Raw genomic sequence first — 26,445 nt, forward strand, 5'->3', positions numbered from 1 at the left:
TGCCGGACCCCGGGGCTCAGGGCTCGACGGTCACCTTGATCGCCTCGCCGCGCGCGACGAGGTCCAGCGCGCGGTGGACGTCCGCCAGCGGCACCCGGTGCGTGACCAGGTCCTGCACGGGCACCTCGGCCGAGCCGATCAGCTCCAGCGCGCGGGCGTTGTGCGCCGGGCTGGAGCCGTTGGCGCCGACGATGGTCAGCTCCCGGTAGTGCACCTGGTTGGAGTCGCAGGAGATGACCGGGTCGTCCTTGGGCAGGCCGCCGAAGAAGCTGATCCGGCCGCCCGGCGCGGCCATCCACTGCGCCTGCGTCTGCGGGGCGTGCGCCGCCGCCGCGGTGATGACCACATCGGCGCCGCGGCCGCCGGTGAGGTCCTTGACCGCCTCCACCGGGTCGGTCTCGCCGGCCAGGATCGCCGCGTCCGGCTTGACCAGCTCGGCGGCCCGGCCCAGCCGGTCGCGGTTCAGCTCGACCAGGAACACCCGGCCCGCGCCGCGCGCCCGCGCCACCCGCACGTGCAGGCAGCCGATCGGGCCGGAGCCGAACACCACCACGTCGTCGCCCGCGCCGACCCGGGCCAGCTCCTGCCCGTTCAGCACGCACGCCAGCGGCTCGGCCACCGACGCCTCGGCGAACGAGACGCCCTCGGGGATCCGGTGCACCCCGTCGACGGCCAGGACCTTGGCCGGGACCGTCATGTACTCGGCGAAGCCGCCGTCGTAGTGGTAGCCCATCGACTCCTGCCGGGAGCAGACGGTCATCCGCCCGCGCGAGCACTCCGCGCAGCTCCCGCACGGGATCGCGGCGATCACCTGGACCCGGTCGCCGGGCGCCCAGCCGGCCGTCCCGTCCCCGGCGGCCACCACCTCGCCGGCGATCTCGTGCCCCATCACCCGGGGCGGCACGATGTGGTGGTGCCCGAACCTGGAGATCTTGACGTCGGTGCCGCAGGTGGAGCAGTTGCGGACGCGGATCTTCAGCTCGCCCGGGCCGGGCTCGGGCTCGGGGGCGTCCTCCAGGCGGATGTCCCCGGGAGCGTGGAAACGGGCGACCTTCATTGAGCGGCTTCCTCTTCCTTTTCGGGTGCGTGTGCTGCTTCGTCCGGTCCGGCCGGGCGGAGCAGCCGGACGATCTCCTCGGCGGTGGTGGCCTCGCGCAGGTCGCGGGCCCGGTCGGCATCGAGCAGGATCTGCGCCAGCTCGGTCAGGACGGCGATGTGGCCGTCGCCGCGGGCCGCGATCGCGATCGCGAGGGTGACTTCGTCGCCGTTCCAGTCGACCCCGTCCGGGAAGCGCACGACCGCCAGCGCGTCCCGCAGCACCGAGTCCTTGCTCGCGTTCGTCCCGTGCGGGATGGCCACGCCCTCGGCCAGGTAGGTCGAGATCGACCGCTCCCGGTCGAGCATGCCGGCGATGTACTCCTCCTCGACCGCGCCGATCTCGACCAGCAGCCGGCCGCACTGCCGGACGGCGTCGTCGCGGCCCTCGGCCCGGGCGTCGAGCCGGATCGCGGCGGGCTCCACGTCGCTAGGCACCGACCGCACCGCCGTCCTTGATCGCCTTGACGACCCGGTCGACGGCGGGGTCGCCGATGAAGACCTGGAACGGGACGACCACGGCGCCGTCGGGCGCGCCGCGCCGGGCCCGCTCGGCCAGCCCGGCGTGGCAGACGATCACGTCGGCGTCCGCCGGGATGGCGTCGACCGGGGTGTGCTCGACCGCGACCGGCTGCTTCTTCAGGGTCTTGCGCAGCTGCCCGGCCAGCATCACGCTGCTGCCCATGCCCGCGTCGCAGGCGATGACGAGCTTGCGGATGTCCTTGCCTTCGATGGTGCTGCCCATGTCGGGTCCTCCGATGGGGTGGATTGAGGGGTGGGCGGCCTAGCGTGCCGCCGGTTGCTGGGCGGTGCCGTCGCCGCCGGTCCCGGCGGTCTCCGCACCCGTGCCCTTGCTCTCGTCGGTGATCGCGTCGCCGGCGTCCTTCTCGTTCCCGGCGTCCCCCGCGTCGCCGGAGCCCTGCTCCTCGGCGCCGTCCTCGGCGAGCCTGCCGAAGCCCAGCAGCGCCGCGCCGACCGCGAACGAGACCGCGGCCGAGGCCAGCAGCCCGGTGTAGACGCCGATCCAGTTGCCCGCACCGCGCGGGGTCTGGGCGAGGTAGGCGAAGATGCTGCCGGGCGAGGGCGTGGCGACCAGCCCGGTGCCCGCGGCCAGGAAGATCGCGATGCCGGTGGCGCCGCCGGCCATGGCGGCCAGGATCATCCGCGGCTTCATCAGGATGTAGGGGAAGTAGATCTCGTGGATCCCGCCGAAGAAGTGGATGATCGCGGCGGCCGGGGTGCTGGGGCGCAGCCGGCGCGGCCCGAAGAACATGTAGGCCAGCAGCACCCCGAGCCCGGGACCGGGGTTGGACTCCAGCATGAACAGCACCGACTTGCCGGTCTCGGCGGCCTGCTGGACGCCCAGCGGCCCGAGCACGCCGTGGTTGACGGCGTTGTTCAGGAACAGCACCTTGGCCGGCTCGATCAGCACCGAGGTCAGCGGCAGCACGTCGTGGTCGACCAGCCAGCCGACCGCCTCCCCGGCGGCGTCGGTGCAGGCGCGCACGACCGGGCCGATCGCCAGGTTGCCCACGACCGCCATCGCCGCGGCCAGGATGCCGGCGGAGAAGTTGTCGACCAGCATCTCGAAGCCGGTGCGCACCCGGTCCTCGATCAGCCCGTCGAACAGCTTCATCAGGTACGCGGCCAGCGGGCCGATGATCATGGCGCCGAGGAACATCGGCACGTCGGCGCCCGCCACCAGTCCCATGGTGGCCACGGCGCCGACCACCGCGCCGCGCTGGCCGTGCACCATCCGGCCGCCGGTGTAGCCGATGAGCAGCGGCAGCAGGACCTTGATCATCGGCTCGGACAGCTCGCCCAGGTCCTTGTTCGGCAGCCAGCCGGTCGGGATGAACAGCGCGGTGATCAGGCCCCAGGCGATGAACGCGCCGATGTTGGGCATGACCATGCCGGCCAGATGACCGCCCAGGCGCTGGACGCGCGCCCTGGCTCCGTCGCCGGTCGGTTCGGGGGTGTACGCAGTGGCCATGGCGGCCTCCTGATGGTCCGGGGGGTGTGACGTTCGGGGCTGGGGGTCAGGTCACGAGGGGCTTGTCGAGGTCGGGCCGGGAGCGGATGCGGACGATGTCGTGGCGGATGTCGGAGTGCCGCGGCATCCGGCTGGCGGGCAGCCGCACCGCGGCGGCGCCCCAGGCCAGCGCCGCGGCGAGCGCGCGGGGCCCGCGGGCGCCGGCGGCCAGGAACCCGGCGAGCAGGGCGTCGCCGGCGCCGACCGTGCTCCGCGGCCGCTCGACCGGGGCGTCGCCGGCGATGACGCCGTCGTCGTCGACGAGCAACGCGCCGTCCGCGCCCAGGCTCACCAGCACGCCGCGGGCGCCGCGGGCGCGCAGCTCGTGCGCCGCCTCGACGACGTCGGCCAGCCGGTCGACCGGACGGCCGACCGCCTCGGCCAGCTCCTCCCGGTTGGGCTTGACCAGGTCGGGACGGGCGGGCAGCGCGGCCAGCAGCGCCGGGCCGCTGGAGTCGATCGCGACCCGGATCCCGGCCGCGGCGACCCGGCGGCACAGCTCGGCGTAGATCCCGTCGGGCACGCCCGGCGGCAGGCTGCCGCAGCCGGCCACCCAGCTCGCCGCCGCCGACTCGGCGGCCACCGCCTCGGCCACCTCGGCCAGCTCGGCGTCGGAGAGCCGGCCGCCGGGCTCGTTCAGCTTGGTGACCACCCCGCCCGGCTCGGCGATGGTCACGTTGGAGCGGGTGCGCCCGGCCACCGGCACCGCGCGGACGGCCAGCCCCTCGGCGGCCAGCAGCCGCCTCAGCTGGTCGCCCTCGGGGCCGCCGACGGTGACGACCGCGGTGGAGGTGACGTGCCCGGCCAGCAGCGCGCGGGAGACGTTGACGCCCTTGCCGCCGGGGTCGAGCCGCGCCGACCGCGCCCGGATCATCTCGCCCCGGGTCAGGACGTCGACTTCGATCGTCCGGTCCAGGCTCGGGTTGAGGGTCACCGTGACGATCATGTGGAGGCCGTCCGCCGCTCCGCACCCGGCATGTTGTTTCCTTCCCGTTTGCGTGGGTTCCCTTTTGTTTACGCCCGTGCATGTCCGGGGTCAAGACCCGAACGGCAATAAAGGTGGGGCGGATCACACAGGAACGCGCGCGCCGGAGGACGGCCGGCGGAAGGAGGGCATGCGAGAAGGGCGGCCGGTGAGGGGGCGTCAGAGACGGACGGCGGGCCGCGTCAGGGAGTCGCCGGGCGCCTGCGCGTCACGGAGCGCGGCCGGGCCCGGAAGTCGGTGGCAGGACGGTCAGCGGGTCTTGGCGGCCTTCTTCCCGGTACCGCTCTTCTTGCCGCCCTTCCGGCCGGGCTTCTTGGCGGAGTCCTTCGTGGAGACCTTGGCCTCCTTGCGGGCCTTCTTCCCGGCGGCGGCGTCCTTCTTGCCGTTCTTGGCCTTCTTCGGCGGCTTGGGCTCCTCCACCTCGACGGCCGTCGCCGCCGTGCTCTTCTCGGCGGCCTTCGCCTTCGCCGGTGCGGGTGCGACCTCGCCGCCTTCGGCGACGCGGTTGCGGAAGGTCTGGCCGAACCGGAACGTCGGCACCTCGCCGGCGGCCACCTCGACCGCCTGGCCGGTGCGCGGGTTGCGGGCCGTCCGGGCCGGCCGGGCGTGCCTGTCGAAGGTGCCGAACCCGGTCACCAGCACGCGCTCACCTGCGGTGACGCTGTCGATGATGGCGTCGAACACCGCGTCGACGTGGCGGCGCGCCACGGCGCGCTCGCTGCCCGTCCGCTCCGCCACGGCCTCGATGAGTTCGCTCTTGTTCATCCGCTGTTCCCTTCCCCGCAACCCGATAGGTGCTGGTCAGGCTAGACCAGCGGGATCGGCCCGACCACCCGGTCGATGCCGGTCGATGGCGGGCATGCCCGCCCGGCGACCGGTCATTCGGCGCGCGGCCCGACCAGGTGCTGCCAGCTGTGCAGCAGCAGGAGCAACTCCAGATGGCGCTCGGGGGCGTTCAGCTCCCCGGAGAACAGCTCCTCCAGGTTGGACAGCCGGTACCGCACGGTCTGCGTGTGGACGTTGAGGTGCTGGGCGGCAGCGGCGGCGTTGCGGCCGTGCTCCAGGTAGGCGAGCAGCGTCGACACCAGGCGCCGCCGCTGGTTGGGGTTGAGTTCCAGCAGCGGGCCCAGCCGTTGCGGGATCGCCGCCTCGATCAGGTCGAGTCCCACCGAGGCGACCAGCGTGGGCAGGTGGTCGACGCAGCGCACCAGGCCGTCGCCGGGGATCCGTCCCGCCTCGGCCAGCGCCAGCGCGCGCCGCGCCCACAGCAGCGACACGCTGCCCCGGGACAGGTCGACGGTCGGGCCGATCGCGGCGGGCGTGCCGCGCAGCGCCACGAGCAGGTCGCGGTGCCCCGGGCCGTCGGGATCGGGCACGACCAGCGACGGCACCTGGCTGTGCCAGTCGGCCAGCACCGGCGGGGGCAGCAGCGGCGGGGCCTGGTCGCCGAGGCCGCGCACCGCCACCACCGCGATCGTGGACGGCGTGCCCCATCCCGTGGACCGTGCCAGCTGCGTGATCGCCACCCGGTCCGCGAGCCCGTCGCCGGTGAGCATGGCGTGCAGCCGGGCGCGCAGGTGCTCGCGCTGGCTGCCGGGACGGTCGTGCACGCCGGCGTACCCGGCGGCGGCCGCCTCGGAGATCGCGTCCAGGAAGGCGAACAGCGCCTCGATCAGCCGGCCCAGCGTCTCGTGCGGCCAGTCCATCCGCGCCGCGTCGGTGGTGAACCGGCGGGCGGCGACCTGGCCGCACAGCCGCACCGCCGTCTGCAGCCCTTCCAGGCTGCGGCCCTTGCGCGCCTCGTACGCGCCGATCTCGGCGTAGATCCGGCGCAGCGGCTCCCAGGAGGCGTCCGGGCTGGAGACCACGACCAGGAAGTCGGAGACCGCGCGCCGCACCGCGTTCCACATCTTCTGCCCGTAGTTGCTGCCCAGCGGGCGCGCGTACTCGGGGATGCGCCGCCGGATCGCGTCGATCATCTCGTGCGCGACGTCGTCCACGTAGGGGCGGATCGGGTCGACCACCTCCGGCGGCAGGGTCCCCCAGGGGATCTCGGGGACGTCCCGGACCCCCGGTCCCGTTCGCTCGCTCAAGGTCGCCTCCTGGGCCGGCGGTCCATACTCACTTACTGACAAGTAACCTCTTGGTGATATACAACACGCCGTCCAACAGTCAAGGGACGCAGGTCAGCGGGGAGCGCCGGCGGCCGCGTCGCGGTGGCCCAGCGTCCGGGAGAGCGCGAGCGCCGCCGTGTGCACGGCGGGGGCGACGCGGTTGAGGCGCACCCGGCTGCTCCGGCCCGACACCGAAAGCGCCGCCAGCACCTCGCCGCCCCGGCCCAGGACCGGGCTCGCCGCGCAGACCACGCCGTGGCCGGACTCCTCGTGGTCGAAGGCCACCCCGGCGCGGCGGATCCCCACCAGTTCCCTGGCCAGCAGCCCGGGCGCGACGGTGCTGCGCTCGCTGAGCCTGGGCAGTTCCCCGTCCAGCACGGCGCGGGCCACCTCGGGCGGCGAGAAGGCCAGGATCGCCTTCCCGACGCCGGTCGCGTGCGCGGGCAGCCGGCCGCCCACCCTGGACGGGAGCGGCGGGCCGCCCGGCGCCCTGAGGATCTCCACGTACACGACCTCGCGGCCCTCCAGCACCGCCAGATGGACGGTGTGCCCCGTCGCCTCGCGCAGGTCGGACATGTAGGGCAGCGCGGCGTCGCGGAGGGCGCGCTGCCGGGGCACCCGCTGCCCGATCTCGAACATCCGCAGCCCGAGCCGTACCCCCGAGCCGTGCCGTTCCAGCAGCCCCTCCGCCACCAGCGACAGGGCGATGCGGTGCACGGTGGACTTCGGCAGGCCGGTCCGGCGGGCCAGTTCGGCCGCGCCGACCGCGTTCTCCTCGGCGCGGAAGGCGTTCAGCACGGCCACCACCCGATGCAGGTAGGTGTCGTCGGTCACCGCGGCCATGACCCCACCCTAAGCGGATTTCCCGCGCCGCGTCCCGCCACGTGGGACGCGACGGTTGGCCCGGACGGCTCCCGCGGAGAAGGATTCACCTGCGGAAACGACGAAAGGACGACCATGGACCCCCAATCCGCGGAGAAGGCGGCCGCGGGACTGCTGGAGGCGTACGCGTCCCGCGTCCCGGTCCGGCCCCTGACCGAGACGCACCCGGACCTGTCGCTGGAGGCGGCGTACGCGATCCAGCTCGCCCAGGTCGAGCACTGGGTCGCGGGCGGTGCGCTGATCAAGGGCCACAAGGTGGGGCTGACCTCGGCGGTGATGCAGCGGCAGCTCGGCGTCGACCAGCCGGACTACGGGCACCTGCTGGACACGATGTTCCACACCGACGGCGCCCCCATCGACACCGGCCGCTTCCTGCAGCCGCGGATCGAGCCGGAGATCGCCTTCGTGCTCGGCCGGCCGCTGGCCGGGCCCGGGGTGACCGCGGCGGACGCGGCCGCGGCGGTGGACTTCGTGCTGCCCGCGCTGGAGATCATCGACTCCCGGATCGCGGACTGGAAGATCACGCTGCCCGACACCGTGGCCGACAACGCCTCCAGCGGCGGGGTCGTGCTCGGCACCACCCCCGTCCGGCCGGACGGCCTGGACCTGTCGCTGACCGGCTGCCTGCTGCACCGCGGCGGCGAGCTGGTGCAGACCGGCGCCGGCGGCGCGGTGCTCGGCTCTCCGCTCAACGCGCTGATCTGGCTGGCCAACGTGCTCGGCCCGATGGGCGTCACGCTGCAGGCCGGGCACGTGGTGCTGCCCGGTTCGGTCACCGCGGCCGTCCCGGTCGCCGCCGGGGACACCGTCACCGCGACCTTCGCCGGCATCGGCACCGTCACCGCGCGGTTCCGGGGGGAGGGCTCGTGAGCGCGCTCACCGCCGCCATCGTCGGGCCCGGCAACATCGGCACCGACCTGCTGGTCAAGCTGCTGCGCAGCGACGCGATCGAGGTGCACTCCATGGTCGGGGTGGACCCGGAGTCGGAGGGGCTGGCGCGGGCCCGCGCCCTGGGCGTCGAGGCGTCCGCGGCCGGCGTCGACTGGCTGCTGGCCCAGGACACCCTGCCCGACCTGGTCTTCGAGGCGACCTCGGCCAAGGCGCACCTGGCCAACGCCCCGCGCTACGCCGCGGCGGGCATCCAGGCGATCGACCTCACCCCGGCCGCCGCCGGACCGTTCGTGTGCCCGCCGGTCAACCTGGACACGCTGGCCGACGCGCCCAACCTGAACATGATCACCTGTGGCGGGCAGGCCACCATCCCGATCGTGCACGCGGTCGCGGCGGCGGCGCCGGTCGCCTACGCCGAGATCGTCGCCTCCATCGCGTCCCGTTCGGCCGGCCCGGGCACCCGCGCCAACATCGACGAGTTCACCCAGACCACGGCGCGCGCGATCGAGGCCGTCGGCGGCGCCGAACGGGGCAAGGCGATCATCATCCTGAACCCGGTGGACCCGCCGATGATCATGCGGGACACGGTGTTCTGCGCCATTCCGGCCGACGCCGACACCGACGCGATCGCCGCGTCCGTGCACGCCATGGTGGAGCGGGTGGCGGCCTACGTCCCTGGATACACGCTGCGCGCCGAGCCGCAGTTCGACGAGCCCCGCGACATCTGGAACGGGCACGCCCGCGTCGCGGTGTTCCTGGAGGTCCGCGGCAACGGCGACTATCTGCCGCCGTGGGCCGGCAACCTCGACATCATGACCGCCGCCGCGGCCCGCGTGGGCGAGCGGCTCGCGGAAGGACGGGTGACCGCGTGAGCGCCGACGAGAAGATCAGGCTTACCGACTCCACGCTGCGCGACGGCAGCCACGCCATGGCGCACCGGTTCACCGAGGGCGAGGTGCGCGGCGTCGTGCACGCCCTCGACCGCGCCGGGGTGGAGGTCATCGAGGTGGCGCACGGCGACGGCCTGGGCGGGTCGTCGTTCAACTACGGGTTCTCGCTCGAGGACGAGATCAAGCTGATCGGCGCCGCCGTCGACGAGGCCGAGCAGGCCCGGATCGCGGTACTGCTGCTGCCCGGCCTCGGCACGGTCGAGGACCTGCGGCAGGCGCACGGCGTCGGCGCGTCCGTCGCCCGGATCGCGACGCACTGCACCGAGGCCGACGTCTCGGCGCAGCACTTCGCCGCCGCCCGCGACCTGGGCATGGAGACGGTCGGCTTCCTGATGCTCTCGCACCGCATCGGCCCCGCCGAGCTGGCCGCGCAGGCCCGGATCATGGTGGACGCGGGCGCGCAGTGCGTGTACGTGGTCGACTCGGCCGGGGCGCTGGTGCTCGGCGAGGCCCAGGAACGGGTCGCCGCGCTGGTCAAGGAGGTCGGGCAGGAGGCGCAGGTCGGCTTCCACGGCCACCAGAACCTCTCGCTCGGGGTGGCCAACTCCGTCCTGGCGGTGCAGAACGGCGCCCGCCAGATCGACGGGGCGCTGTGCGCGCTCGGTGCGGGCGCGGGCAACGCGCCGACCGAGGTGGTGGCCGCCACGTTCGACCGGATGGGCATCGCCACCGGCGTGGACGTGCAGGGCGTCATGGCCGCCGCGCAGGACGTGGTGCAGCCGTTCCTGCCGCGGCTGCCGTTCGCCGACCGGTCCGCGATCACGCAGGGGTACGCCGGGGTCTACTCCAGCTTCCTGCTGCACGCCGAGCGCGCCGCCGAACGCTACGACGTGCCCGCGCACGCGATCCTGCAGAAGGTCGGCGAGGCCGGGTACGTGGGCGGCCAGGAAGACATGATCATCGATGTCGCCCTGCAGTTGGCCGCCGAACGGGACGGTGCGCCCGCGGCGCCCTGAACCCGCCGATCCCCGGACGCGCACGGCCCGCCGCCGCAAGGCGGCGGGCCGCCCGTGCGTTCAGCCCGTGCGTTCAGCCCGGCTCGGGGTAGGCGAGCACGCGGCCGCCGAGCAGGCCTTCGATCGCGTCGAGGAGGTCCAGCACCGCGGCGGCGATCGTGTCGGGGTCCTCGCCCGCCACGGTCCGCCGGCCGATCTCCGCGAAGACCTGCGCGTGGCACCAGCCGATCTGGCCGGCGACCAGGCGGGGGAGCGGGTCGTCCGGCGCGGCCCCGGCCTCCTCCGCCAGGACCTCGGCGAGCCGGTCGACCATCTGCTCGCCCAGCTCCTCCAGCCGCGCCATCAGCGTCGGCGCGGCCCGCATCATCTCGAAGACGCGCCCGAACCCCTCGGTCAGGCCGACGTTGCGCTCCCGGGCATGCACCTCCGCGCGCAGCCAGGCCAGTACCGCCCGCGCGGGGGACAGCCCGGCCGGCCGGTTCCGCGCGATCTCCGCCAGCCGCAGCGCGGACGCCTGGTCCGGCGGGAGGACCAGGTCCTCCTTGGCCTCGAAGTAGTTGTAGACGGTGTTGACCGACACCTCCGCCGCCGCGGCGATCTCGGCGATCGTCACCTCGGCGAACCCGCGCTCCACGAACAGCCCGGTGGCCACCTCGCCGATGCGCCGCCGGGTCTGCCGCTTCTTGCGCTCCCGCAGCCCTTCCGCCATGGCGGCAGTCTAATCGCACTCCAAACTTTAAGTGGATTGCAATTTTGGAGTCGAGTATGATTTTATCGCCGGCATGTCCACACCAGCACCCCCGGTCGCCATCCGCGCCCGGGGCCTGTCCCGCACCTACGACCTCAAGAGCGGGCCGGTGCACGCCGTCCGCGGCATCGACCTGACCGTCGGGCACGGCGAGATACTCGGCCTCCTCGGCCCCAACGGAGCCGGGAAGACCACCACCCTGCGCATGCTCACCACCCTGCTGCCGCCCACCGGCGGCGAGGCCGCCGTCGCCGGGCACGACCTGCTCCGCGACCCGTCCGGTGTGCGCGGCCGGATCGGGTACGTCGCGCAGTCGGGCGGCCTCGACCCGGCGTGCGCCGTGCGCGAGGAACTGGTCACCCAGGGCCGCCTGCACCGCCTGTCCAAGGACGCCGCGCGCCGCCGTGCCGGCGAACTGGCCGCCGACCTCGGCCTGGACGACCTCATGGACCGCCCCACCGCCGCGCTGTCGGGCGGGCAGCGCCGCCGCCTGGAGATCGCGCTCGGCCTGGTCAACCGTCCCGAGGTGCTCTTCCTCGACGAGCCGACCACCGGCCTGGATCCCGGCAGCCGCACCGACGTTTGGGACCTGGTGCGCCGGATCCGCGCCGAGCACGGCACCGCGATCCTGCTCACCACCCACCACCTGGACGAGGCCGACGCCCTCGCCGACCGGGTGGTGATCGTGGACGCCGGCGCGGTCGTCGCCGAGGGCACGCCCGCCGAGCTCAAGAGCCGCCACGCCGGCGGACCCGCCGCCAGCCTCCAGGACGCCTTCCTCGCCATCACCGGCCGGACCGGCGCCCAGGAGCAGGCCCCCATCGCGATCTGACCCGTACCGTCTCCCGGAAGCACCGATGTCTCACCTTCTCGCCGACACCGGCGTCATCTTCGGCCGCTACCTGCGCGCCACGCTGCGCTCGAAGACCAACCTGCTCTTCGGCATGCTGCAGCCGCTCCTGTTCCTCGCGCTCTTCGGCCCCTTGCTGACCGAGGTCACCCTGGGCGTCGACGGGTCGTCCTGGCAGGTGCTCGTCCCCGGCCTGCTCGTCCAGCTCGCCCTGCTCGGCGGCTCTTTCGTGGGGCTGGGCATCATGATGGACCGCACCCTCGGCGTCATCGACCGCATGCGCGTCACCCAGGTCAGCTCCCTCGCGCTGCTGCTCGGCCGCGTGTTGCGGGACGTGGTGCAGCTCGTCGCGCAGTCGGTCCTGCTCGTCCTGCTCGGGCTGGCCCTCGGACTGCGCGCGCCGCTGCCGGGCGTTCTGCTCGGCTTCGCGTTCGTCGCCGGGCTGTCGGCGGCACTGTCGGCGCTCTCGTACGGCCTGGCGATGAACGTGGGCTCGACGCCCGAGTTCGCGGCGATCGCCAACACGGCGATGCTGCCGCTGATGCTGCTGTCGGGCGTCCTGCTCCCGATGAGCCTGGGCCCTGCCTGGCTGGACGCCGCCTCGCACGCCGTGCCCTTCCGCTACACGGTCGACGCCGTGCGGGAGGCGTTCCTCGGGCATTACGCCAACGGCACGGTGGCCCTGGGCGCCGCCGTCACCCTCGCGCTGGCGGCCCTCTGCCTGTTCTTGGGCGCCCGCCTGTTCGCCCGCACCGGCAAGGCCTGACCCGCGCGAATATGGCGGATTCGTGTCAGGTACATGGAAAGGCACCGTCTGCCGTTGGCAGACGGTGCCCCGTGGTGCGCCTCTGTCAGATGCTCACGCGCCCAAGGTGTCCTCGATGTCGTCGAACTTGTCGTCAGGGTCGAGCAGGTCCGCAGGAGCGCTGACATGTGCGGGGCTGACCGGGGCGGCGGAGGCCCGCGCCGGCCAGTAGGGCGGTTGCGGCTGTGCAGGTGACGACCACGGTTCGCATGACGAGCCCCATGGGTGTTCCTCCTCGGGGTAGGTGAGGGTCCAGCACTCGATGCGTGACTAAGAGTATTCACTCATGTGCCGTGAGTGAACGCTCGCGGCGTGTGCCGCCGAGCGGCCGGGTGAACCTCACGGATTCGTGTCAGATACACGGGAGAACCCTGGCCCCCGGTGGGAGGCGGGCCGTAGCGTCCGGCTTGTCGCCGAGTGGAGCAGGGGGAGTCTTGGCCGTCGTCGTGCAACTGGTGTCGTATCCGATCAAGGGCTGCGCGGGCACGCCGCTGGACGGGGTGCGGGCGGACGAACCGGGGTTGGAGCACGACCGGTCCTTCATGGTCGTGGACGGCGACGGCACGTTCCGCAGCCAGCGGCGCGACCCGAGGCTGGCGCTGATCCGTCCTGTGGTAGGCGAGCGGGGCCGGCGCATCACGCTGGACGCGGCGGGCTTCGGGGCCGTGGACATCGAGGTGGACACCGACTCCGCCCGCCGCGACGTGGAGCTGTTCGGCCTTCCCTACCAGGGCATCGACCAGGGGCCGGACGCGGCGGGCTGGCTGTCGGAGTTCCTCGGCGCGCCGAGCCGGCTGGTGCGGGTCCCGCCCGAGCACGACCGGGTCACCGACGGCCTGACGCCCGGCCAGGCCGGTTACGCCGACAGCGGTGCTGTCCATCTCGTGTCGACGGCGAGCCTGGACGAGCTGAACCGGCGGCTGGCCGCAGCCGGGCACCCGGCCCTGCCCATGGACCGGTTCCGGCCCAACATCGTGATCGACGGCACCGGCGGGCCGCACCTGGAGGACGAGCTGCGCGGCGTTCGCATCGGCGGTGCCGTGCTCGCGTTCGCCAAGCTCGCCCTCCGGTGCGCCGTCACGACCGTCGACCAGGACGGCGGCGTGAAGACCGGACCCGAGCCGCTCCGGACGCTCGCCGCCTACCGGCGGGTGGCCCGGGGCGGCGTCGCGTTCGGGGCCAAGTTCTCCGTCGTGCGGCCGGGGCGGGTCGCGCTGGGCGACGAGGTGGCCGCCGCCGGCCGCACGGACGGTCTGGTACGGGCGTTCAGTCCCGGAAGCCCTGGATGAAGGCGAAGCGGTCGGTGTAGGTGATCTCGTGTTCGGGGTGGCGGAGGCGGATGGTGTCGATGCCCGCGTCGATCTCCTCGGCGGAGAACGTCGACAGCACCGACATCCACTGGTTGCGGACCAGCGAGATCCACTGCTCGCGGTCGATCGTCACCGCGTACTCCTCGTGGCGGTGCTCGGTGCGGAGCCCGGCCGCGCGCATGGCGGCGGCGATGCCGTCCGGGTCGGGCTGGTTGCGGGCGAACCTTTCGAGGGCCTCGGGGAACAGCGGGTAGTCCAGCCGGGCCGGCAGCGTCACGATGAGGATCCGCCCGCCCGGGGCGAGCCGGCCGGCCAGACCGCGCAGCGTCGCGGGGATGTCCTGGACGTGGTGCACCGCCTCCTTGAAGACGAAAGCGTCCACTTCCTCGTACGGGAGCGGTACCTGCCCCGAGGCGATCTGCTCGGCGGTGGCCCGGACCGGGGAGAGCCGGGGGTCGTCGGGAAGCAGGTCCAGCATGTGCTGGGACGGGTCGATGCACAGGATCGGCGTCTGCGCGGACGCCGAGTCCAGGAGCCTGCTGAGGAAGAGACCGGTGCCAGAGCCGATGTCGGCGATGCGGTCGCCGGACGCGGGCCGTAGCCACGACATGATGCGGTCGGCCATCCAGGCGACGTACTCCGGACGGTCGGCCCAGTTGCGTTCGTAGGTCTCGGCGATGCGCTGGTAGTGCTCGTCGGTGACGTCGATGACGAGGTTTCCTTTCTCGCGGTATGCCCGAAACGTCCCTTCCCGTGCACCCGCTACCGGCAAACCTTCCGTCCTCACCGGAGCGGTTCGAGGACGCGGATGTACTCGACCAGCCGGACGCCGATGTCGAAGGCCAGATCCGGGTCGTCCAGGTCGGGGTCGGGCCAGGTCTCCGAGACGCGCCGCCAGGATCCGCGGCCGAGGAACGCGCCCGCCACGGCGTCCTCGCCCAGTTCCGGACGCCACCGCGCCTCGCGCTCGCACAGCCGGGCGAGCGCCGCGGCGTTCTCGGACTCCTTCGGATGCTCGGCATGGAAGCCGATCTCCACCGCGAACGCGCGGGCTCCGCCGGCGATCTCCGCGTCGACGACCTGCGCCTCGTAGTGCTCGCGGGCCGCCTCGGGCGCGCCGTACCAGACCTTCACCCCGTTCCGCCGGACGAGCAGGCGCGGCCCGCCCCCGGCGCGCGGGGCCGCGCCCCGAACGACCTCGCCGACCTGCTCGAACAGCCCCGCGTCCAGCAACCGAAACCTCCCTGGCGACCCTTTACCAGGCCAACCTTCCCGGCGCCCCGCCGCATTCCCCGCCTTGACCTTGACCCCGGGCTCACGGCCCCCGCCGCGCTGGACGAGCGGATCGCCGGTATGGAGGCCGTCCGGGACGAGCTCAGAAGCGCCCTGCGCGAGGCCCAGGGCATCCGAAACGCGCATCCAGGTGTAGAGGCCTCAGGTAGCACGCGAGCGCGCTACCTGGCCGGTGAGGCAAAGCCGAAGGCGAGCCTCACCGGCCAGATCGCGAAGCGATGTCGCGCTCGCCCAAGCACGGTCAGGGTGCGAGCCGCCAGGCGAGTGCCCTGGGCCGGGATTGAAATAAACACAGCTCAGCCGGGGAAGGCGGGAGTGGGCAGGCCCTGGCCGGCGTCGGGGACGACGAAGAGCGCGCCCGCGTGCGCCGTGCCGGGCGGGGTGGCCACGGCGGCGGTGGTGATGTAGAGGTCGCGCAGGCCGGGACCGCCGAACGCGCACGCGGTGGTCAGGGCGACCGGGAGCGCGATCTCGCCGTCCGGTCTCCCGTCCGGGGCGTAGCGCAGCACGCGCCCGCCGTTCCACACGGCCACCCAGAGGCGGCCGTCGGCGTCCACCGCCATGCCGTCCGGCTTGCCCGGACCGGGCACGTCCGCGAACGGGCGGCGGGCGCGGGGCAGGGACGTCTCGGGGTCCACGTCGAAGACGTCGATCCGGCCGGTCGGGGTGTCGATGTAGTACATCAGCCGCCCGTCCGGGCTCCAGCCGATGCCGTTGCTGACCGTCACGCCGTCCAGGACCGCGGTGGTCTCGCCGTCCGGGCGGACGCGGCGCAGCGTCCCGCCGCCCGGCCGCTCGTCGTAGCGCATGGTCCCGGCCCACAGCGAGCCGTCCGGGCCGACGGCGGCGTCGTTGCCCCGGACGCCCTCCGCCGGGTATTCGGCCAGCCAGCGGAACGCGCCGTCCGGGTCGTACAGGCCGACGCCGTCGCGCAGGTTGGCCACCAGTCCGCCGCCGGTGCGGGGCTTGGCGGAGCCCACATGCTGGGACGTCGGCTGCAGCACGGTGTCGGCCGCGGTGACCGGGTCAAAGGCGTGCACCTCGGCGGCGAGGATGTCCACCCACAGCAGCCGCTCGCCGGCCGCGTCCCAGGTGGGGCCCTCGCCCAGCGTCGCCCCGGATTCGAGGGCCACTTCGGCACTGGTCATCGTCACGCTCCAGTCGGTGAAGGAACGGCCGGGCGGCATGCGGCCGGCCCGGCCGTTCCCATTGTGATCGTGTCCGCCTGGATCAGCGGGCGCTGAACGCGTAGACGGTCGTCGTGTCGTACACCTGGCCGGGCCGCAGTGTCGTGGACGGGAACCGCGGCTGGTTCGGGGAGTCGGGGAAGTGCTGGGTCTCCAGGCAGAACCCGTCGCCCTGCCGGTACACCCTCCCGCTCGTCCCGGCGAGGGTGCCGGTCAGGAAGTTGCCCGAGTAGAACTGGATGCCCGGCTCGGTCGTGTAGACGTCCATGACCCGGCCGGAGCGGGGCTCGGCGACCCGCGCGGCCCGCGACAGGCCCGACCCCTGCCGGTCCAGGACGAAGTTGTGGTCGTAGCCCTGGCCGATCAGGATCTGCGGATGGCCGTCGCGGATCCGCTCGCCGATCGCGTGCGGGGCCGTGAAGTCGAACGGCGTGCCCCGCACGGAGGCCAGTTCGCCGGTCGGGATGAGCGTGGAGTCGACCGGCGTGTACCGGCTCGCCTCGACGTGGAGCCGGTGGTCGTAGACGTCACCCGACCCTTCCCCGGCAAGGTTGAAGTAGGTGTGGTTGGTCAGGTTCACCACCGTGGGCTTGTCGGTGGTGGCCTGGTAGCCGATCCGCAGCTCGTTCTTCTGCGTGAGCGTGTAGGTGACGGTGGTCTTCAGCGTTCCGGGGTAGCCCTCCTCGCCGTCGGGGCTGGTACGGGTCATGCGCAGCCCGACCTCGCCGTTCCGCCGCACCGGTTCGGCCTTCCAGACCCTCTTGTCGAAGCCCTTGTCGCCGCCGTGCAGGCTGTTCGGCCCGTTGTTGGCCGCCAGTTGGTAGGTCTTGCCGTCGAGCGTGAACCGCGCGCCGCCGATCCGGTTCCCGTACCGGCCGATGATCGCGCCGAAGTAGGGATTGGCGTCGGTGTAGGCGTCGCTGAGGTAGCCCGACAGCGCTCCGAAGCCGAGCGCGACGTTGCCCGGCCGCCCCTTGCGGTCGGGCGCCTCCAGGCTCTGCACGATGCCGCCGTAGGTGAGCACCCGGACCTTCATGCCGCGGCCGTTGCTCAGCGTGTACCGCTCGATCTTCGTGCCGTCGGCGAGCGCGCCGAACGGCTCCTTGCCGATCTCGGGGCGGCCGTCGCCGGGCGGCGCCGGCGCCGAACCGGCGGCGGCCCCGGCGGAGACCGCCACCAGGGCGGTGGCCAGCACCGCCGTGCCGGCCAGGGGTGGGATGAACCTCATGACTCTCCTCTCAGAGGCGGAGCGGGGAGGAACGTTGGCGGGGAGGGGGAGGGGGCGTTCAGCGCAGGATGGGCGCGCCCGCGCGGCGCTTGGTCCAGACGTCGAACGCGACGGCGGCCAGCAGCACGATGCCCTTGACCAGCATCACCCGCTCGCTGGGCGCGCCGATCAGCGACATGCCGTTGTTGATCACGCCCATGATCAGGCCGCCGGTGATCGCGCCGACCACCTTGCCGACCCCGCCCTGCACGGCGGCGCCGCCGATGAACGCGGCGGCGATCGCGTCCAGCTCGAAGTTGACGCCCGCGGTGGGACCGGCCTGGTTGAGCCGGCCGGCGAAGATGATCCCGGCCAGCGCGGACAGCACGCCCATGTTGACGAAGATCCAGAAGACCACCGACTTGACCTTGACCCCGGACAGCGTGGCGGCCTGCAGGTTGCCGCCCACCGCGTAGATCCGGCGGCCGAACACCGCCCGGTTGGTCAGCAGCGTGTAGCCCAGCACCAGCGCCGCCAGCAGCACCAGCACCCAGGGCAGGTTGCGGAACCGGGCCAGCTGCACGGTCACCGCCATGATCAGCGCACCGGCCGCGGCGATCTTGAGCACGAACACCGGGAACGGGTCGACCGTCTGCCCGTACCCCAGCCGTGCGGCCCGGGTCCGCCACTGCGCGGTCGCCAGCCCGGCGACCGCGGCGATCCCGGCCAGCAGGCTGAACAGGTCCGCCCCGCCCAGCGCGCCGAGCCCGATGTTGCCGAGATAGCCGGCGGTGAAGCCGTTCGACAGCGTCCGGATCTCCGACGGGAACGGGCCGATGCCCTGGTTGCCCAGCACGGTGAGGGTCAGCGCGCGGAACAGCAGCATCCCGGCCAGCGTGACGATGAACGACGGGATGCCGAAATAGGCGATCCAGTACCCCTGCCAGGCGCCGATCAGCGCCCCCGCGGCCAGCGTGATCACCAGCGCCAGCGGCCAGGCCACGTCCTGGTTGACCATCAGCACCGCCGCGATCGCCCCCGTGACGGCCACCACCGAGCCCACCGACAGGTCGATGTGCCCGGAGATGATCACCAGGATCATCCCGATCGCCAGGATCAGGATGTAGGAGTTCTGCACGATGATGTTGGAGATGTTCTGCGGCTGCAGGAGGTCGCCCCCCGTCAGCGCGGTGAACAGCACCACGATCAGCGCGAACGCGACGTAGATGCCGCTCTGCCTGATGTTGATCGACAGCCGGTACGGCGATCCGCCGCCGTCCGCCGGGCCGGCCTTCCTCACGTTCACACCGCCCGGTCCGGCCCCGTCGGTCTCGCCGCCGGTGCCGGTGCCGGCGTTCGCGGGCGCGGTGCTCATCCGACCTGCTCCTTGTCCTGTCGCGTGGCGTCCCGCCGCGGGCCGGCCCCGTCCCGGCCGTTGCGGTCCATGGTCATGTAGGTCATGAGGCGCTCCTGGGTGGCCTCGGCGCGCGGCACCTCGGCGGTGATCCGGCCCGCCGCCATCGTGTAGATCCGGTCGCACATCCCCAGCAGCTCCGGCAGTTCGGAGGAGATCAGCAGGATCGCCTTGCCCTGCTCGGCCAGCCGGTTGATGATCGAGTAGATCTCGTACTTGGCGCCCACGTCGATGCCGCGGGTCGGCTCGTCCAGGATCAGCACGTCCGGATCGGTGAAGATCCACTTGGACAGCACGACCTTCTGCTGGTTGCCGCCGCTGAGCTTGCCGGTCTCGCTGAGCACGCTGGGCGCCTTGATGTTCAACTCGCCGCGGAACCCCTCGGCGACCTTGTACTCCTCGTTCGCGTTCACCCAGCCGCGGCGGGCCAGCCGGCCCAGCCCGGCCGCGGACACGTTCCGCTTGACGTCCTCGATCAGGTTGAGGCCGTAGCGCTTGCGGTCCTCGGTGGCGTAGGCGATGCCGTGCCGGATCGCCTCCCGGACGGTGCGCGCCTCGATCGGCTCGCCGTCCTTGAAGAGCCGGCCGGAGATGCCCGTCCCGTACGAGCGGCCGAACACGCTCATCGCCAGCTCGGTACGGCCCGCGCCCATCAGCCCGGCCAGCCCCACGATCTCGCCGCGGCGCAGCGTCAGCCCCGCCCCGGCGACCACCACCCGGCCGTGCTGGGTGGGGCTGTGCACGGTCCAGTCCTCGATCCGCAGCACCTCCTCGCCGATCGCGGGCTCGTGCGGCGGGTAGCGGTGCTCCAGGTCGCGGCCGACCATCCCGGAGATGATCCGGTCCTCGCCGACGTCCTCCCGGGACGGGTCCAGCGTCTCGATCATCCGCCCGTCGCGCAGGATCGACACCGAGTCGGCGATGGCCAGCACCTCGTTCAGCTTGTGCGAGATGATCACGCAGGTGATGCCCTCGTCGCGCAGCCCGCGCACCAGGTCGAGCAGGTGCGCGGAGTCCTCGTCGTTGAGCGCGGCGGTCGGCTCGTCCAGGATCAGCAGCCGCACCTCCTTGGACAGCGCCTTGGCGATCTCGACCAGCTGCTGCTTGCCGACTCCGAGGTCGGCGATCGGCGTCACCGGCTGTTCGGGCAACCCGACCCGGTCCAGCAGCCGGGCGGCCTCGTGGTTGGTGCGGTTCCAGTCGACCAGGCTCAGCCCGAACGGCAGGCCCCGCCACCCGCTTCTGCGCCCGCCGCGGCGCCCGTCAAGGAGGCGGCCCGACGCGGCCGCGTCCTTGGTCCGGCCCGCCAGCTCGTTGCCGAGGAAGATGTTCTCCGCGATCGACAGCTGCGGGCACAGCGCCAGCTCCTGGTGGATGATGACGATCCCGTGCCGCTCGCTGTCGTTGATCCCGGCGAACCGGCACGGCTCGCCGTCGAAGAGGACGTCGCCCTCGTACGAGCCGTGCGGGTACACCCCCGACAGCACCTTCATCAGCGTGGACTTGCCCGCGCCGTTCTCCCCGCAGATCGCGTGGATCTCGCCGCGGCGCACCGACAGGTCGACGTCCTGGAGCGCGTTGACGCCCGGGAAGGTCTTGGTGATCCCCCGCATCCGCAGGATCTCGCCGTTGGTCTCGTCGTCGGTCATGTCGGGTCAGCCGACCTGCGCCTGCGTGTAGTAGCCGCTGTCCACCAGCGCCGACTTCACGTTCGACTTCTCCACGATCACCGGCTGGAGCAGCTGCGACGGGACGACCTTGACGCCGTTGTTGTAGTCGGTGGTGTTGTTCACCGCCGGCTTGCCGCCCTTGAGCGTGGTGTCGGCCATCTTGACCGTCTCGGCGGCCAGCTGCCGGGTGTCCTTGAAGATGGTGGAGTACTGCTCACCGGCCAGGATCGACTTGACCGAGAGCACCTCGGCGTCCTGCCCGGTCACGACCGGGTACGGCTGGCCCCCGGTGCCGTAGCCGTTGCTCTTCAGTGCCGACAGGATGCCCCTGGAGATCCCGTCGAACGGCGACAGCACGCCCTGCACCTTCGTGCCGCCCTTGTAGGTCTTGGTGAGCAGGTCCTCCATCCGCCTCTGCGCGGTCTCCGCGTCCCAGCGCAGGATGGCGATGGGCTTGAAGTCGGTCTGCCCGCTCTTCACCACCAGGGTGCCCTTGTCGATGTACGGCTTGAGCACCGACATCGCGCCGTTGTAGAAGAACGTGGCGTTGTTGTCGTCCGGCGAGCCGGCGAACAGCTCGATGTTGAACGGGCCCTTGGCGGAGCCCTCCGAGCCGTCGGCGTTCTTCAGCTTCAGCCCGATCAGCAGCGAGGTCGCCTGCTGCACGCCGACCTTGAAGTTGTCGAAGGTGGCGTAGTAGTCGACGTTCGGGCTCTGCCGGATCAGCCGGTCGTAGGCGATCACCGGGATCTTCTTGTCGCCGGCCTGCTGGAGCTGGCTGGTCAGCGCGGTGCCGTCGATGGAGGCGACGACCAGCAGCCGCGCCCCCTTGGTGATCTGGTTCTCGATCTGGCTGGCCTGGGTGGGGATGTCGTCCTGCGCGTACTGCAGGTCCACCTTGTAGCCGAGCTTCTCCAACCCGGCCTTGACGTTGTCGCCGTCGTGGATCCAGCGCTCGGACGACTTGGTCGGCATGGTGATGCCGATCAGCGCGCCCTTGGTGTCACCGGACCGGGCCTCCTTGTCGACGGTCTTCTCGCTGGAACCGCAACCGGTCAGCGCGGCGGCGATCGCGAGGGCGGAGACCGCCGTGGTGAGTCGCCCGAATCTCATGCCGTTCTCCTTTGTGGGGGTGGGTGACATGCGTCAGGTGTTGAGCGGGAACCGCTGGAGCGGACCCGGGTCGCGGGAGCCGGCGGGGGACATGCCGTCCGCCGCGCCGAGCCGGTCGAGGGTGTCCAGGACGAGCCGGCCGCGCCGGACCCGCTCCCGGCCCGACTCGACCGCCGCGGTCAGCAGGTGGCGGCCGACCGGGTAGATGCCGGGCGCGTTCCGCAGCCCGAACTTGAGGTAGATCGGCGCGCCGCAGCGGATCAGCTCCGCGGCGTCATAGAGCCGCACGTATCCGCCGAGGTCGTCGGGCGCCTCGACGTAGAAGTCCATGGGCGCGGCGCTGAGCGCGCGGATCTCGGCGAGCTGCGCGATCGTGAGGTCGCTGGGCACGTTGACCGAGTCGGCGCCGAGCCGCTCCCACACGCCGAACGAGGCGGGGTTGACCGGGCCGACCAGCGCGGACACCTTGAACGTGGTGTCGGCCGGCAGCCGTCCGGCCGCGCGCATCCGGTGCAGCGTCCACAGCACGCCCTCGTCGGCCACCAGCAGCGAGCGCACCCCGAGGGCGGTCGCGCGCTCGGCGTCCTCCACGCACTGGGCGAGCTGGTCGCGGCCCCGGGCGCGCGGCCCCGAGCCGGGGTACGCGCGGGCGCCCGCGCCCGGCTCCCACGAGCCGCGCGGGCCGAGGAACAGGCACAGCTCGATGTCGCGGTCCGCGCAGCCGGACACCATCTCGCCGATCTCGGCGTCGGTGAGCATCCACACGCCGCTGCCCTGGCTGATGCGGTGCAGCGGGACCGCCAGCCGCTCGCTCTCCTCCAGCACGGCCGCGAGCACGGCCGGGCCCTCGCACGACGGCAGCTCGGTGCGCCAGGCGCCGCCGTCGGGGAACCGCCGGGCCGAGGACGGCGCGGGCCGCGGCCGGGCCGGGAACCCCAGGTCGAGCAGCGCGTGCTCGCCCGGCGGCCGGGCGCCCGCGCCGTCGTCGGCGGGGATCGGGTCCATCGTTCCTCCAGTCATCTGTCGAGATCCGGGCGGAGCAGCACCTTGCCCGCGTCCGGCGCGGCGCTGAGCTTGAGCGCCGTCTCGAACTCGGCCAGCGGCAGCTCGTGCGTGATCAGCGCGGCGGGGCGCAGCACCCCGCTGCCGAACGCGCGCACCGCGTACGCCCAGTCGGCCGGGCCCGCGCCGAACACCGTGTGCAGCGTGAGCGCCCGGGTGACCAGCAGCGTGGCGGGCACCGCGTCGGCCGGATCGCCGGGGATCCCGGTGAGCACGGCCCGGCCGCCGCGCCGTACCAGCGCCACCGCCGCGTGCGCGGTCCCGGACGCGCCCGCGGTCTCGACGACCACGTCGAACGCGCCCTCGGCCGCCTCGCCCGGCCGGTGCGCGACCGTCGCCCCGGCGGCCAGCGCGGCCTCGGCCCGTTCGGCGCGCGGGTCGATCGCGGCCAGCCGCGCCGGCGAGGCGGCGGCCAGCAGCTGGAGCGCGAGCATGCCGAGGGTGCCGGCGCCGACCACCGCGGCGGTCTCGCCGGGCCGCAGCGCCGCGTGCCGCACCGCGGAGGCGATCACCGCTGCGGGCTCGAGCAGCGCCGCGGCGCGCAGGTCGGCGTCCGGCGGCAGGACGTGCAGCAGCCGCGCCGGCACCAGCAGGTGGTCGGCGAACGCGCCGGGACGGGTGAACCCGGTCTCGTCGTAGCGGTCCAGGCACAGGTTGGGGGCGCCGTTGCGGCAGTGCGCGCAGCCCTGGCAGCCGCGGAAGCCCTCGCCGACCACCTTGGCCCCGACCAGGGCCGGGTCGGTTCCAGGGCCGACCGCCGCGACCGTCCCGGACCACTCGTGCCCCGGGGTGATCGGGTACGAGACGAACTCCGGCGGCCGGGCGCCCTCGTACAGCTCCCGGTCGCTGCCGCAGAGCCCGGCCGCGGCGACCCGGACGAGCGCCTCGCCGGGGCCGGGCTCGGGCCGCTCCGACCGGACCATCCGGAACCGGCCCGGCTCGTCCACCAGCACCGATCGGTTCACCGGTGCTCCCCGGCGCGGCCGGCGGCGCGCTTGGCGGTGCCGTCGCGCAGATGCCAGTCGTCGGCGAAGAGGTCGAAGTCTGCGTCGCGGCGGGGGAACTCGGCGACCGCGTCGAGGTCGAGCGAGACGCCCAGGCCGGGCTCGGTGGGCACGGCGAAGTAGCCGTCCACCACCTCGGGCGCGCCGTGCGCGATGCCCGCGATCTCGGCGTCGGCGAAGTCGTTGAAGTGCTCCAGGATCTTGAAGTTGGGCACGCAGACGCCCAGCTGGAGGCTGGCGGCGGTGAGCACGGGACCGCCCACGTTGTGCGGCGCGAGCTGCACGTAGTAGGTCTCGGCGGTGGCGGCGAGCTTGCGCGTCTCGGCGATCCCGCCCAGATGCCCGACGTCCGGCTGGATCACGTCCGCGGCCTGCAGCTCCAGCAGCTCGCGGAACTCGATCCGGTCGTGGATCCGCTCGCCGGTCGCGATCGGCAGGCCGGTGTGCGCGGACACCTTGGCCAGGGCCTTGAGGTTCTCCGGCGGGCACGGCTCCTCCAGCCAGGCCGGATCGTAGGGTTCGAGCAGCCGGGCGAGCCGGATCGCGGTGGCGGGGGAGAAGCGGCCGTGCATCTCCACCAGCAGCTCGCACTCGGGGCCGATGGCGTCCCGGACCGCCTCGACCAGCGAGATCGAGCGCATCGTCTCGGCGTGGTCGAGTTCCAGCCGGCCCGCGCCGAACGGGTCGAGCTTGAGCGCCCGGTAGCCGCGCTCCACCACCCGCCGGGCCGCGACGTGGAACTCCTCGGGGGTGCGGTCGACGGTGTACCAGCCGTTGGCGTACGCCTTCACCCGGTCGCGCACCTTGCCGCCCAGCAGCCGCCACACCGGCTGGGCCAAGGCCTTGCCGACGATGTCCCAGCAGGCCGTCTCCACGCAGGCGATGCCGGACATCACGATCTCCCCGGCGCGGCCGAAGTCGCCGTACTTCATCCGGTGGACCAGGTCCTCGATGTCGAACGGGTCGCTGCCGACGACGTGCCGCCGCCCGGCCTCGGCCAGGTAGCCGAGCAGGGCGTCGGTGTGGCCCAGCATCCGGGCCTCGCCGACCCCGGTGAGGCCCTCGTCGGTGTGGACGGTCACGTAGGTGAGGTTCCGCCAGGGGGTGCCCACGACATGGGTACCGATCTTGGTGATGCGCACGGCTCTGCTTCCTTGGACTCCGCGGATGGTCTTCAGCTAGCACTTGCTTGCGTTAGCGCTAACACAGCTGGGATCACTCCTCCTCGGACAGGGCTCGGCTCGCGGTGGTCGGGGTCGGCGGGGGTCAGCGGGCGGGCATCACGGCGGTGCTCTCCCGGACGACCAGCTCAGGTTCGACGGTGCGGCGCGGCGCCCCCTCCGCGCCCGCGATGCGCTCCATCAGCAGCTGGAAGGCGTACCGTCCCACCTCCCCGAACGGCTGCCGGACGCTGGTCAGCGGGGGTGCGAAGTACGGCGCCTCCGGAACGTCGTCGAAGCCGGCCACGCTCACCTCCTCGGGCACGCGCCGGCCCGCCTCGCGCAGCGCGCGCAGCAGCCCCAGCGCCATCGGGTCGTTGGCGGCGAACACCGCCGTCACCTCCGGGTCGGCCGCCAGCAGCCGGCCCTGCTCGTAGCCGGACCGGGCGCTCCAGTCGCCCGGCAGCGGATCGGGCACCCGGCGGCCCTCGGCCTCCAGCGCCGCGCGCCACCCGGCCACCCGCTCGCTGGCGTCGATCCAGTCGATCGGGCCGGCCACGTGCCAGACCGTCCGGTGGCCGAGGCTGAGCAGATGGCGGGTCACCCGTTCGGCGCCCGCGCGGTGGTCCACCGCCGCCACCGGGACCGGCAGGTCGTCGCCCGCGCCGACCACCACCGCGGGGAAGTCCGGCGGCAGTCCGCGCAGCCCGTCGGCCGCCGACCGGTGCGGCGAGATCACCACGATCCCGTCGACCGACTGCGAGCGCAGCCGTTCCACCGCGTCCTGGATGGACCGGCGGGTGAGCGAGCTGACGCTGGCGATGCTGACCATGTGCTCGGCGCCGCGGGCCGCCCGCTCGATCCCGTAAAGGGTCGAGGCGGGCCCGTAGAGCGTGGTGTCGAACGAGACCACGCCCAGCACCTGGGACCGGCCGGTGACCAGTACCCGCGCGGCCGAGTTGGGCCGGTAGTCCAGCTCGCGCATCGCCGCCAGCACCCGGCCGCGGGTCTCCGGCCGCACCTTCTCGGGGGAGTTGAGCACCCGGGAGACCGTCATCGCCGAGACCCCGGCGAGCGTGGCGACGTCCTCCATCACCGCCGCCCGCGGGCGCGGCGCGGACGGCCCGCCCATACCCGCGCTTCCGCCCGTGCTCCCGCCGGTGCCCGCGGCATCGGCGGGCGGCGGGGCCGGGGGGGCGGTCATGTGATCTCCTCCACACCTGATCGGGTGGCCTGATGTTTGCGCTAACGCGGGTGTATGTCAATACCCCCGGCCAGACTCGTGATAGCGCGAACATTCCGTCGCTGGTGAGCGTGTGTGAGCGCGCGCGGCAGGGTCAGAGGTACCGGCCCTCCCCGTCGGACCGCCCGTAACCCCAGACGGACCCGTCGGCGGCGGACATCGCCGAAGTGCGGGCCTCCGCCATCGCCTCCTGGACCGCCCGGCGGGCGGCGTGCCGGCGTGCCGCGTCGGCGGCCGAGGCCAGGACGGACTCGGTCCCGTACCGGCGCGTTTCCTGGTCGACCGCGCAGTACAGGTCCCTGATCGCCGAGACCTCCGGGCCGGTCGCGTTCGGCTCGTGGACCGGCATCAGCTCCCAGAGCCGCTTGAAGTAGACGATCTCGATCGCGTCCGCCTGCACCGGCCTTCCCGCCGTTCCGAGGATGGGGACTCCGCTTGGTTCCTACCCTGGAACGGTGCCCGAAGATCGGCCTG

Annotated in this window: 27 protein-coding genes; 6 read left to right on the top strand and 21 right to left on the bottom strand. The window is 73.0% G+C overall.

Annotated elements, in window-relative coordinates:
* Nucleotides 1-16: 16 nt before the first annotated feature.
* The 8 genes from ABD340_RS08410 to ABD340_RS08445 form a co-directional block, all read right to left on the bottom strand.
* Nucleotides 17-1,057 (bottom strand): zinc-dependent dehydrogenase, encoded by a 1,041-nt coding sequence (locus ABD340_RS08410; protein ID WP_344588028.1) that lies wholly within the window; start codon nt 1,055-1,057, stop codon nt 17-19.
* The gene (locus ABD340_RS08415; RefSeq protein ID WP_344588029.1) at nt 1,054-1,533 is read right to left on the bottom strand and encodes a PTS mannitol transporter subunit IIA; all 480 of its coding nucleotides are present in this window, start codon (nt 1,531-1,533) and stop codon (nt 1,054-1,056) included. Before ABD340_RS08415 ends, ABD340_RS08410 begins: the two co-directional genes overlap by 4 nt.
* Nucleotides 1,526-1,840, bottom strand: coding sequence for a PTS lactose transporter subunit IIB (locus ABD340_RS08420; protein WP_344588031.1), 315 nt, complete (start codon nt 1,838-1,840; stop codon nt 1,526-1,528). The genes ABD340_RS08415 and ABD340_RS08420 overlap by 8 nt, the downstream gene beginning before the upstream one ends.
* A gap of 39 nt (nt 1,841-1,879) precedes the next feature.
* Nucleotides 1,880-3,088: a mannitol-specific PTS transporter subunit IIC gene (mtlA, locus tag ABD340_RS08425; protein WP_344588032.1), complete on the bottom strand. Its 1,209-nt coding sequence runs from the start codon at nt 3,086-3,088 to the stop codon at nt 1,880-1,882.
* A gap of 46 nt (nt 3,089-3,134) precedes the next feature.
* A complete protein-coding gene (pfkB, locus tag ABD340_RS08430; RefSeq protein ID WP_344588033.1) occupies nt 3,135-4,073 on the bottom strand; it encodes a 1-phosphofructokinase in 939 nt (312 codons plus the stop codon).
* Between the two features lie 288 nt (nt 4,074-4,361).
* Nucleotides 4,362-4,877 (bottom strand): HU family DNA-binding protein, encoded by a 516-nt coding sequence (locus ABD340_RS08435; protein WP_344588034.1) that lies wholly within the window; start codon nt 4,875-4,877, stop codon nt 4,362-4,364.
* A 113-nt stretch (nt 4,878-4,990) separates the two neighbouring features.
* Nucleotides 4,991-6,205: a PucR-like N-terminal domain-containing protein gene (locus ABD340_RS08440; RefSeq protein WP_344588035.1), complete on the bottom strand. Its 1,215-nt coding sequence runs from the start codon at nt 6,203-6,205 to the stop codon at nt 4,991-4,993.
* Between the two features lie 93 nt (nt 6,206-6,298).
* Nucleotides 6,299-7,069 (bottom strand): IclR family transcriptional regulator, encoded by a 771-nt coding sequence (locus ABD340_RS08445; RefSeq protein ID WP_344588036.1) that lies wholly within the window; start codon nt 7,067-7,069, stop codon nt 6,299-6,301.
* A gap of 114 nt (nt 7,070-7,183) precedes the next feature.
* On the opposite strand from ABD340_RS08445, the gene ABD340_RS08450 reads away from it, so the two are divergent.
* From ABD340_RS08450 to dmpG, 3 genes are read left to right on the top strand one after another with little or no spacing between them, the layout of a single operon-like run.
* Nucleotides 7,184-7,978 carry a 2-keto-4-pentenoate hydratase gene (locus ABD340_RS08450; protein WP_344588037.1) on the top strand — a complete coding sequence of 265 codons (795 nt, stop codon included), beginning with the start codon at nt 7,184-7,186 and terminating at the stop codon, nt 7,976-7,978.
* Complete coding sequence (locus ABD340_RS08455; protein WP_344588038.1) at nt 7,975-8,871, top strand: acetaldehyde dehydrogenase (acetylating); 897 nt, start codon at nt 7,975-7,977, stop codon at nt 8,869-8,871. The genes ABD340_RS08450 and ABD340_RS08455 overlap by 4 nt, the downstream gene beginning before the upstream one ends.
* Nucleotides 8,868-9,905 (top strand): 4-hydroxy-2-oxovalerate aldolase, encoded by a 1,038-nt coding sequence (gene dmpG, locus ABD340_RS08460; RefSeq protein WP_344588039.1) that lies wholly within the window; start codon nt 8,868-8,870, stop codon nt 9,903-9,905. The genes ABD340_RS08455 and dmpG overlap by 4 nt, the downstream gene beginning before the upstream one ends.
* A gap of 73 nt (nt 9,906-9,978) precedes the next feature.
* On the opposite strand, the gene ABD340_RS08465 is transcribed toward dmpG, so the two are convergent.
* Complete coding sequence (locus tag ABD340_RS08465) at nt 9,979-10,614, bottom strand: TetR/AcrR family transcriptional regulator (RefSeq protein ID WP_344588040.1); 636 nt, start codon at nt 10,612-10,614, stop codon at nt 9,979-9,981.
* A gap of 73 nt (nt 10,615-10,687) precedes the next feature.
* Between ABD340_RS08465 and ABD340_RS08470 the strand changes: the two genes are divergently transcribed.
* The 3 genes from ABD340_RS08470 (at nt 10,688) to ABD340_RS08480 (ending at nt 13,597) form a co-directional block, all read left to right on the top strand.
* Entirely contained in the window at nt 10,688-11,485 is a 798-nt protein-coding gene (locus tag ABD340_RS08470) for an ABC transporter ATP-binding protein (RefSeq protein ID WP_344588041.1), read from the top strand.
* Between the two features lie 25 nt (nt 11,486-11,510).
* Nucleotides 11,511-12,269 carry an ABC transporter permease gene (locus ABD340_RS08475; RefSeq protein WP_344588042.1) on the top strand — a complete coding sequence of 253 codons (759 nt, stop codon included), beginning with the start codon at nt 11,511-11,513 and terminating at the stop codon, nt 12,267-12,269.
* A gap of 473 nt (nt 12,270-12,742) precedes the next feature.
* A complete protein-coding gene (locus ABD340_RS08480) occupies nt 12,743-13,597 on the top strand; it encodes an MOSC domain-containing protein (protein WP_344588043.1) in 855 nt (284 codons plus the stop codon).
* Here ABD340_RS08480 and ABD340_RS08485 read toward each other — a convergent pair.
* From ABD340_RS08485 to ABD340_RS08540, 12 genes are all read right to left on the bottom strand, one after another.
* Nucleotides 13,575-14,390, bottom strand: coding sequence for a class I SAM-dependent methyltransferase (locus ABD340_RS08485; protein WP_344588044.1), 816 nt, complete (start codon nt 14,388-14,390; stop codon nt 13,575-13,577). The genes ABD340_RS08480 and ABD340_RS08485 overlap by 23 nt on opposite strands.
* 11 nt (nt 14,391-14,401) lie before the next feature.
* Nucleotides 14,402-14,851, bottom strand: coding sequence for a hypothetical protein (locus ABD340_RS08490; RefSeq protein WP_344588045.1), 450 nt, complete (start codon nt 14,849-14,851; stop codon nt 14,402-14,404).
* A gap of 356 nt (nt 14,852-15,207) precedes the next feature.
* Nucleotides 15,208-16,059 (bottom strand): SMP-30/gluconolactonase/LRE family protein, encoded by an 852-nt coding sequence (locus tag ABD340_RS08495; protein ID WP_344588046.1) that lies wholly within the window; start codon nt 16,057-16,059, stop codon nt 15,208-15,210.
* A gap of 82 nt (nt 16,060-16,141) precedes the next feature.
* Nucleotides 16,142-17,326 carry an aldose epimerase family protein gene (locus tag ABD340_RS08500; protein ID WP_344588047.1) on the bottom strand — a complete coding sequence of 395 codons (1,185 nt, stop codon included), beginning with the start codon at nt 17,324-17,326 and terminating at the stop codon, nt 16,142-16,144.
* 58 nt (nt 17,327-17,384) lie between these two features.
* The gene (gene mmsB / locus ABD340_RS08505) at nt 17,385-18,680 is read right to left on the bottom strand and encodes a multiple monosaccharide ABC transporter permease (RefSeq protein WP_344588048.1); all 1,296 of its coding nucleotides are present in this window, start codon (nt 18,678-18,680) and stop codon (nt 17,385-17,387) included.
* Nucleotides 18,677-20,368 (bottom strand): ATP-binding cassette domain-containing protein, encoded by a 1,692-nt coding sequence (locus ABD340_RS08510; protein ID WP_344588049.1) that lies wholly within the window; start codon nt 20,366-20,368, stop codon nt 18,677-18,679. Before ABD340_RS08510 ends, mmsB begins: the two co-directional genes overlap by 4 nt.
* 6 nt (nt 20,369-20,374) lie before the next feature.
* The gene (gene chvE, locus ABD340_RS08515; protein ID WP_344588051.1) at nt 20,375-21,502 is read right to left on the bottom strand and encodes a multiple monosaccharide ABC transporter substrate-binding protein; all 1,128 of its coding nucleotides are present in this window, start codon (nt 21,500-21,502) and stop codon (nt 20,375-20,377) included.
* A gap of 33 nt (nt 21,503-21,535) precedes the next feature.
* Nucleotides 21,536-22,507 carry a hypothetical protein gene (locus ABD340_RS08520; RefSeq protein ID WP_344588053.1) on the bottom strand — a complete coding sequence of 324 codons (972 nt, stop codon included), beginning with the start codon at nt 22,505-22,507 and terminating at the stop codon, nt 21,536-21,538.
* Between the two features lie 11 nt (nt 22,508-22,518).
* Nucleotides 22,519-23,529: a zinc-dependent alcohol dehydrogenase gene (locus ABD340_RS08525; RefSeq protein ID WP_344588055.1), complete on the bottom strand. Its 1,011-nt coding sequence runs from the start codon at nt 23,527-23,529 to the stop codon at nt 22,519-22,521.
* On the bottom strand, nt 23,526-24,710 hold the full coding sequence (locus tag ABD340_RS08530; RefSeq protein WP_344588056.1) for a mandelate racemase/muconate lactonizing enzyme family protein: 1,185 nt from the start codon (nt 24,708-24,710) through the stop codon (nt 23,526-23,528). The genes ABD340_RS08525 and ABD340_RS08530 overlap by 4 nt, the downstream gene beginning before the upstream one ends.
* Nucleotides 24,711-24,834: 124 nt before the next feature.
* On the bottom strand, nt 24,835-25,932 hold the full coding sequence (locus ABD340_RS08535; RefSeq protein ID WP_344588057.1) for a LacI family DNA-binding transcriptional regulator: 1,098 nt from the start codon (nt 25,930-25,932) through the stop codon (nt 24,835-24,837).
* A gap of 133 nt (nt 25,933-26,065) precedes the next feature.
* Nucleotides 26,066-26,371, bottom strand: a complete 306-nt coding sequence (locus ABD340_RS08540; protein WP_344588058.1) for a hypothetical protein — start codon at nt 26,369-26,371, stop codon at nt 26,066-26,068.
* Nucleotides 26,372-26,445 lie beyond the last annotated feature (74 nt).

The sequence above is a fragment of the Actinomadura vinacea genome (genome assembly GCF_039532545.1).
GTDB lineage: Bacteria > Actinomycetota > Actinomycetes > Streptosporangiales > Streptosporangiaceae > Spirillospora > Spirillospora vinacea.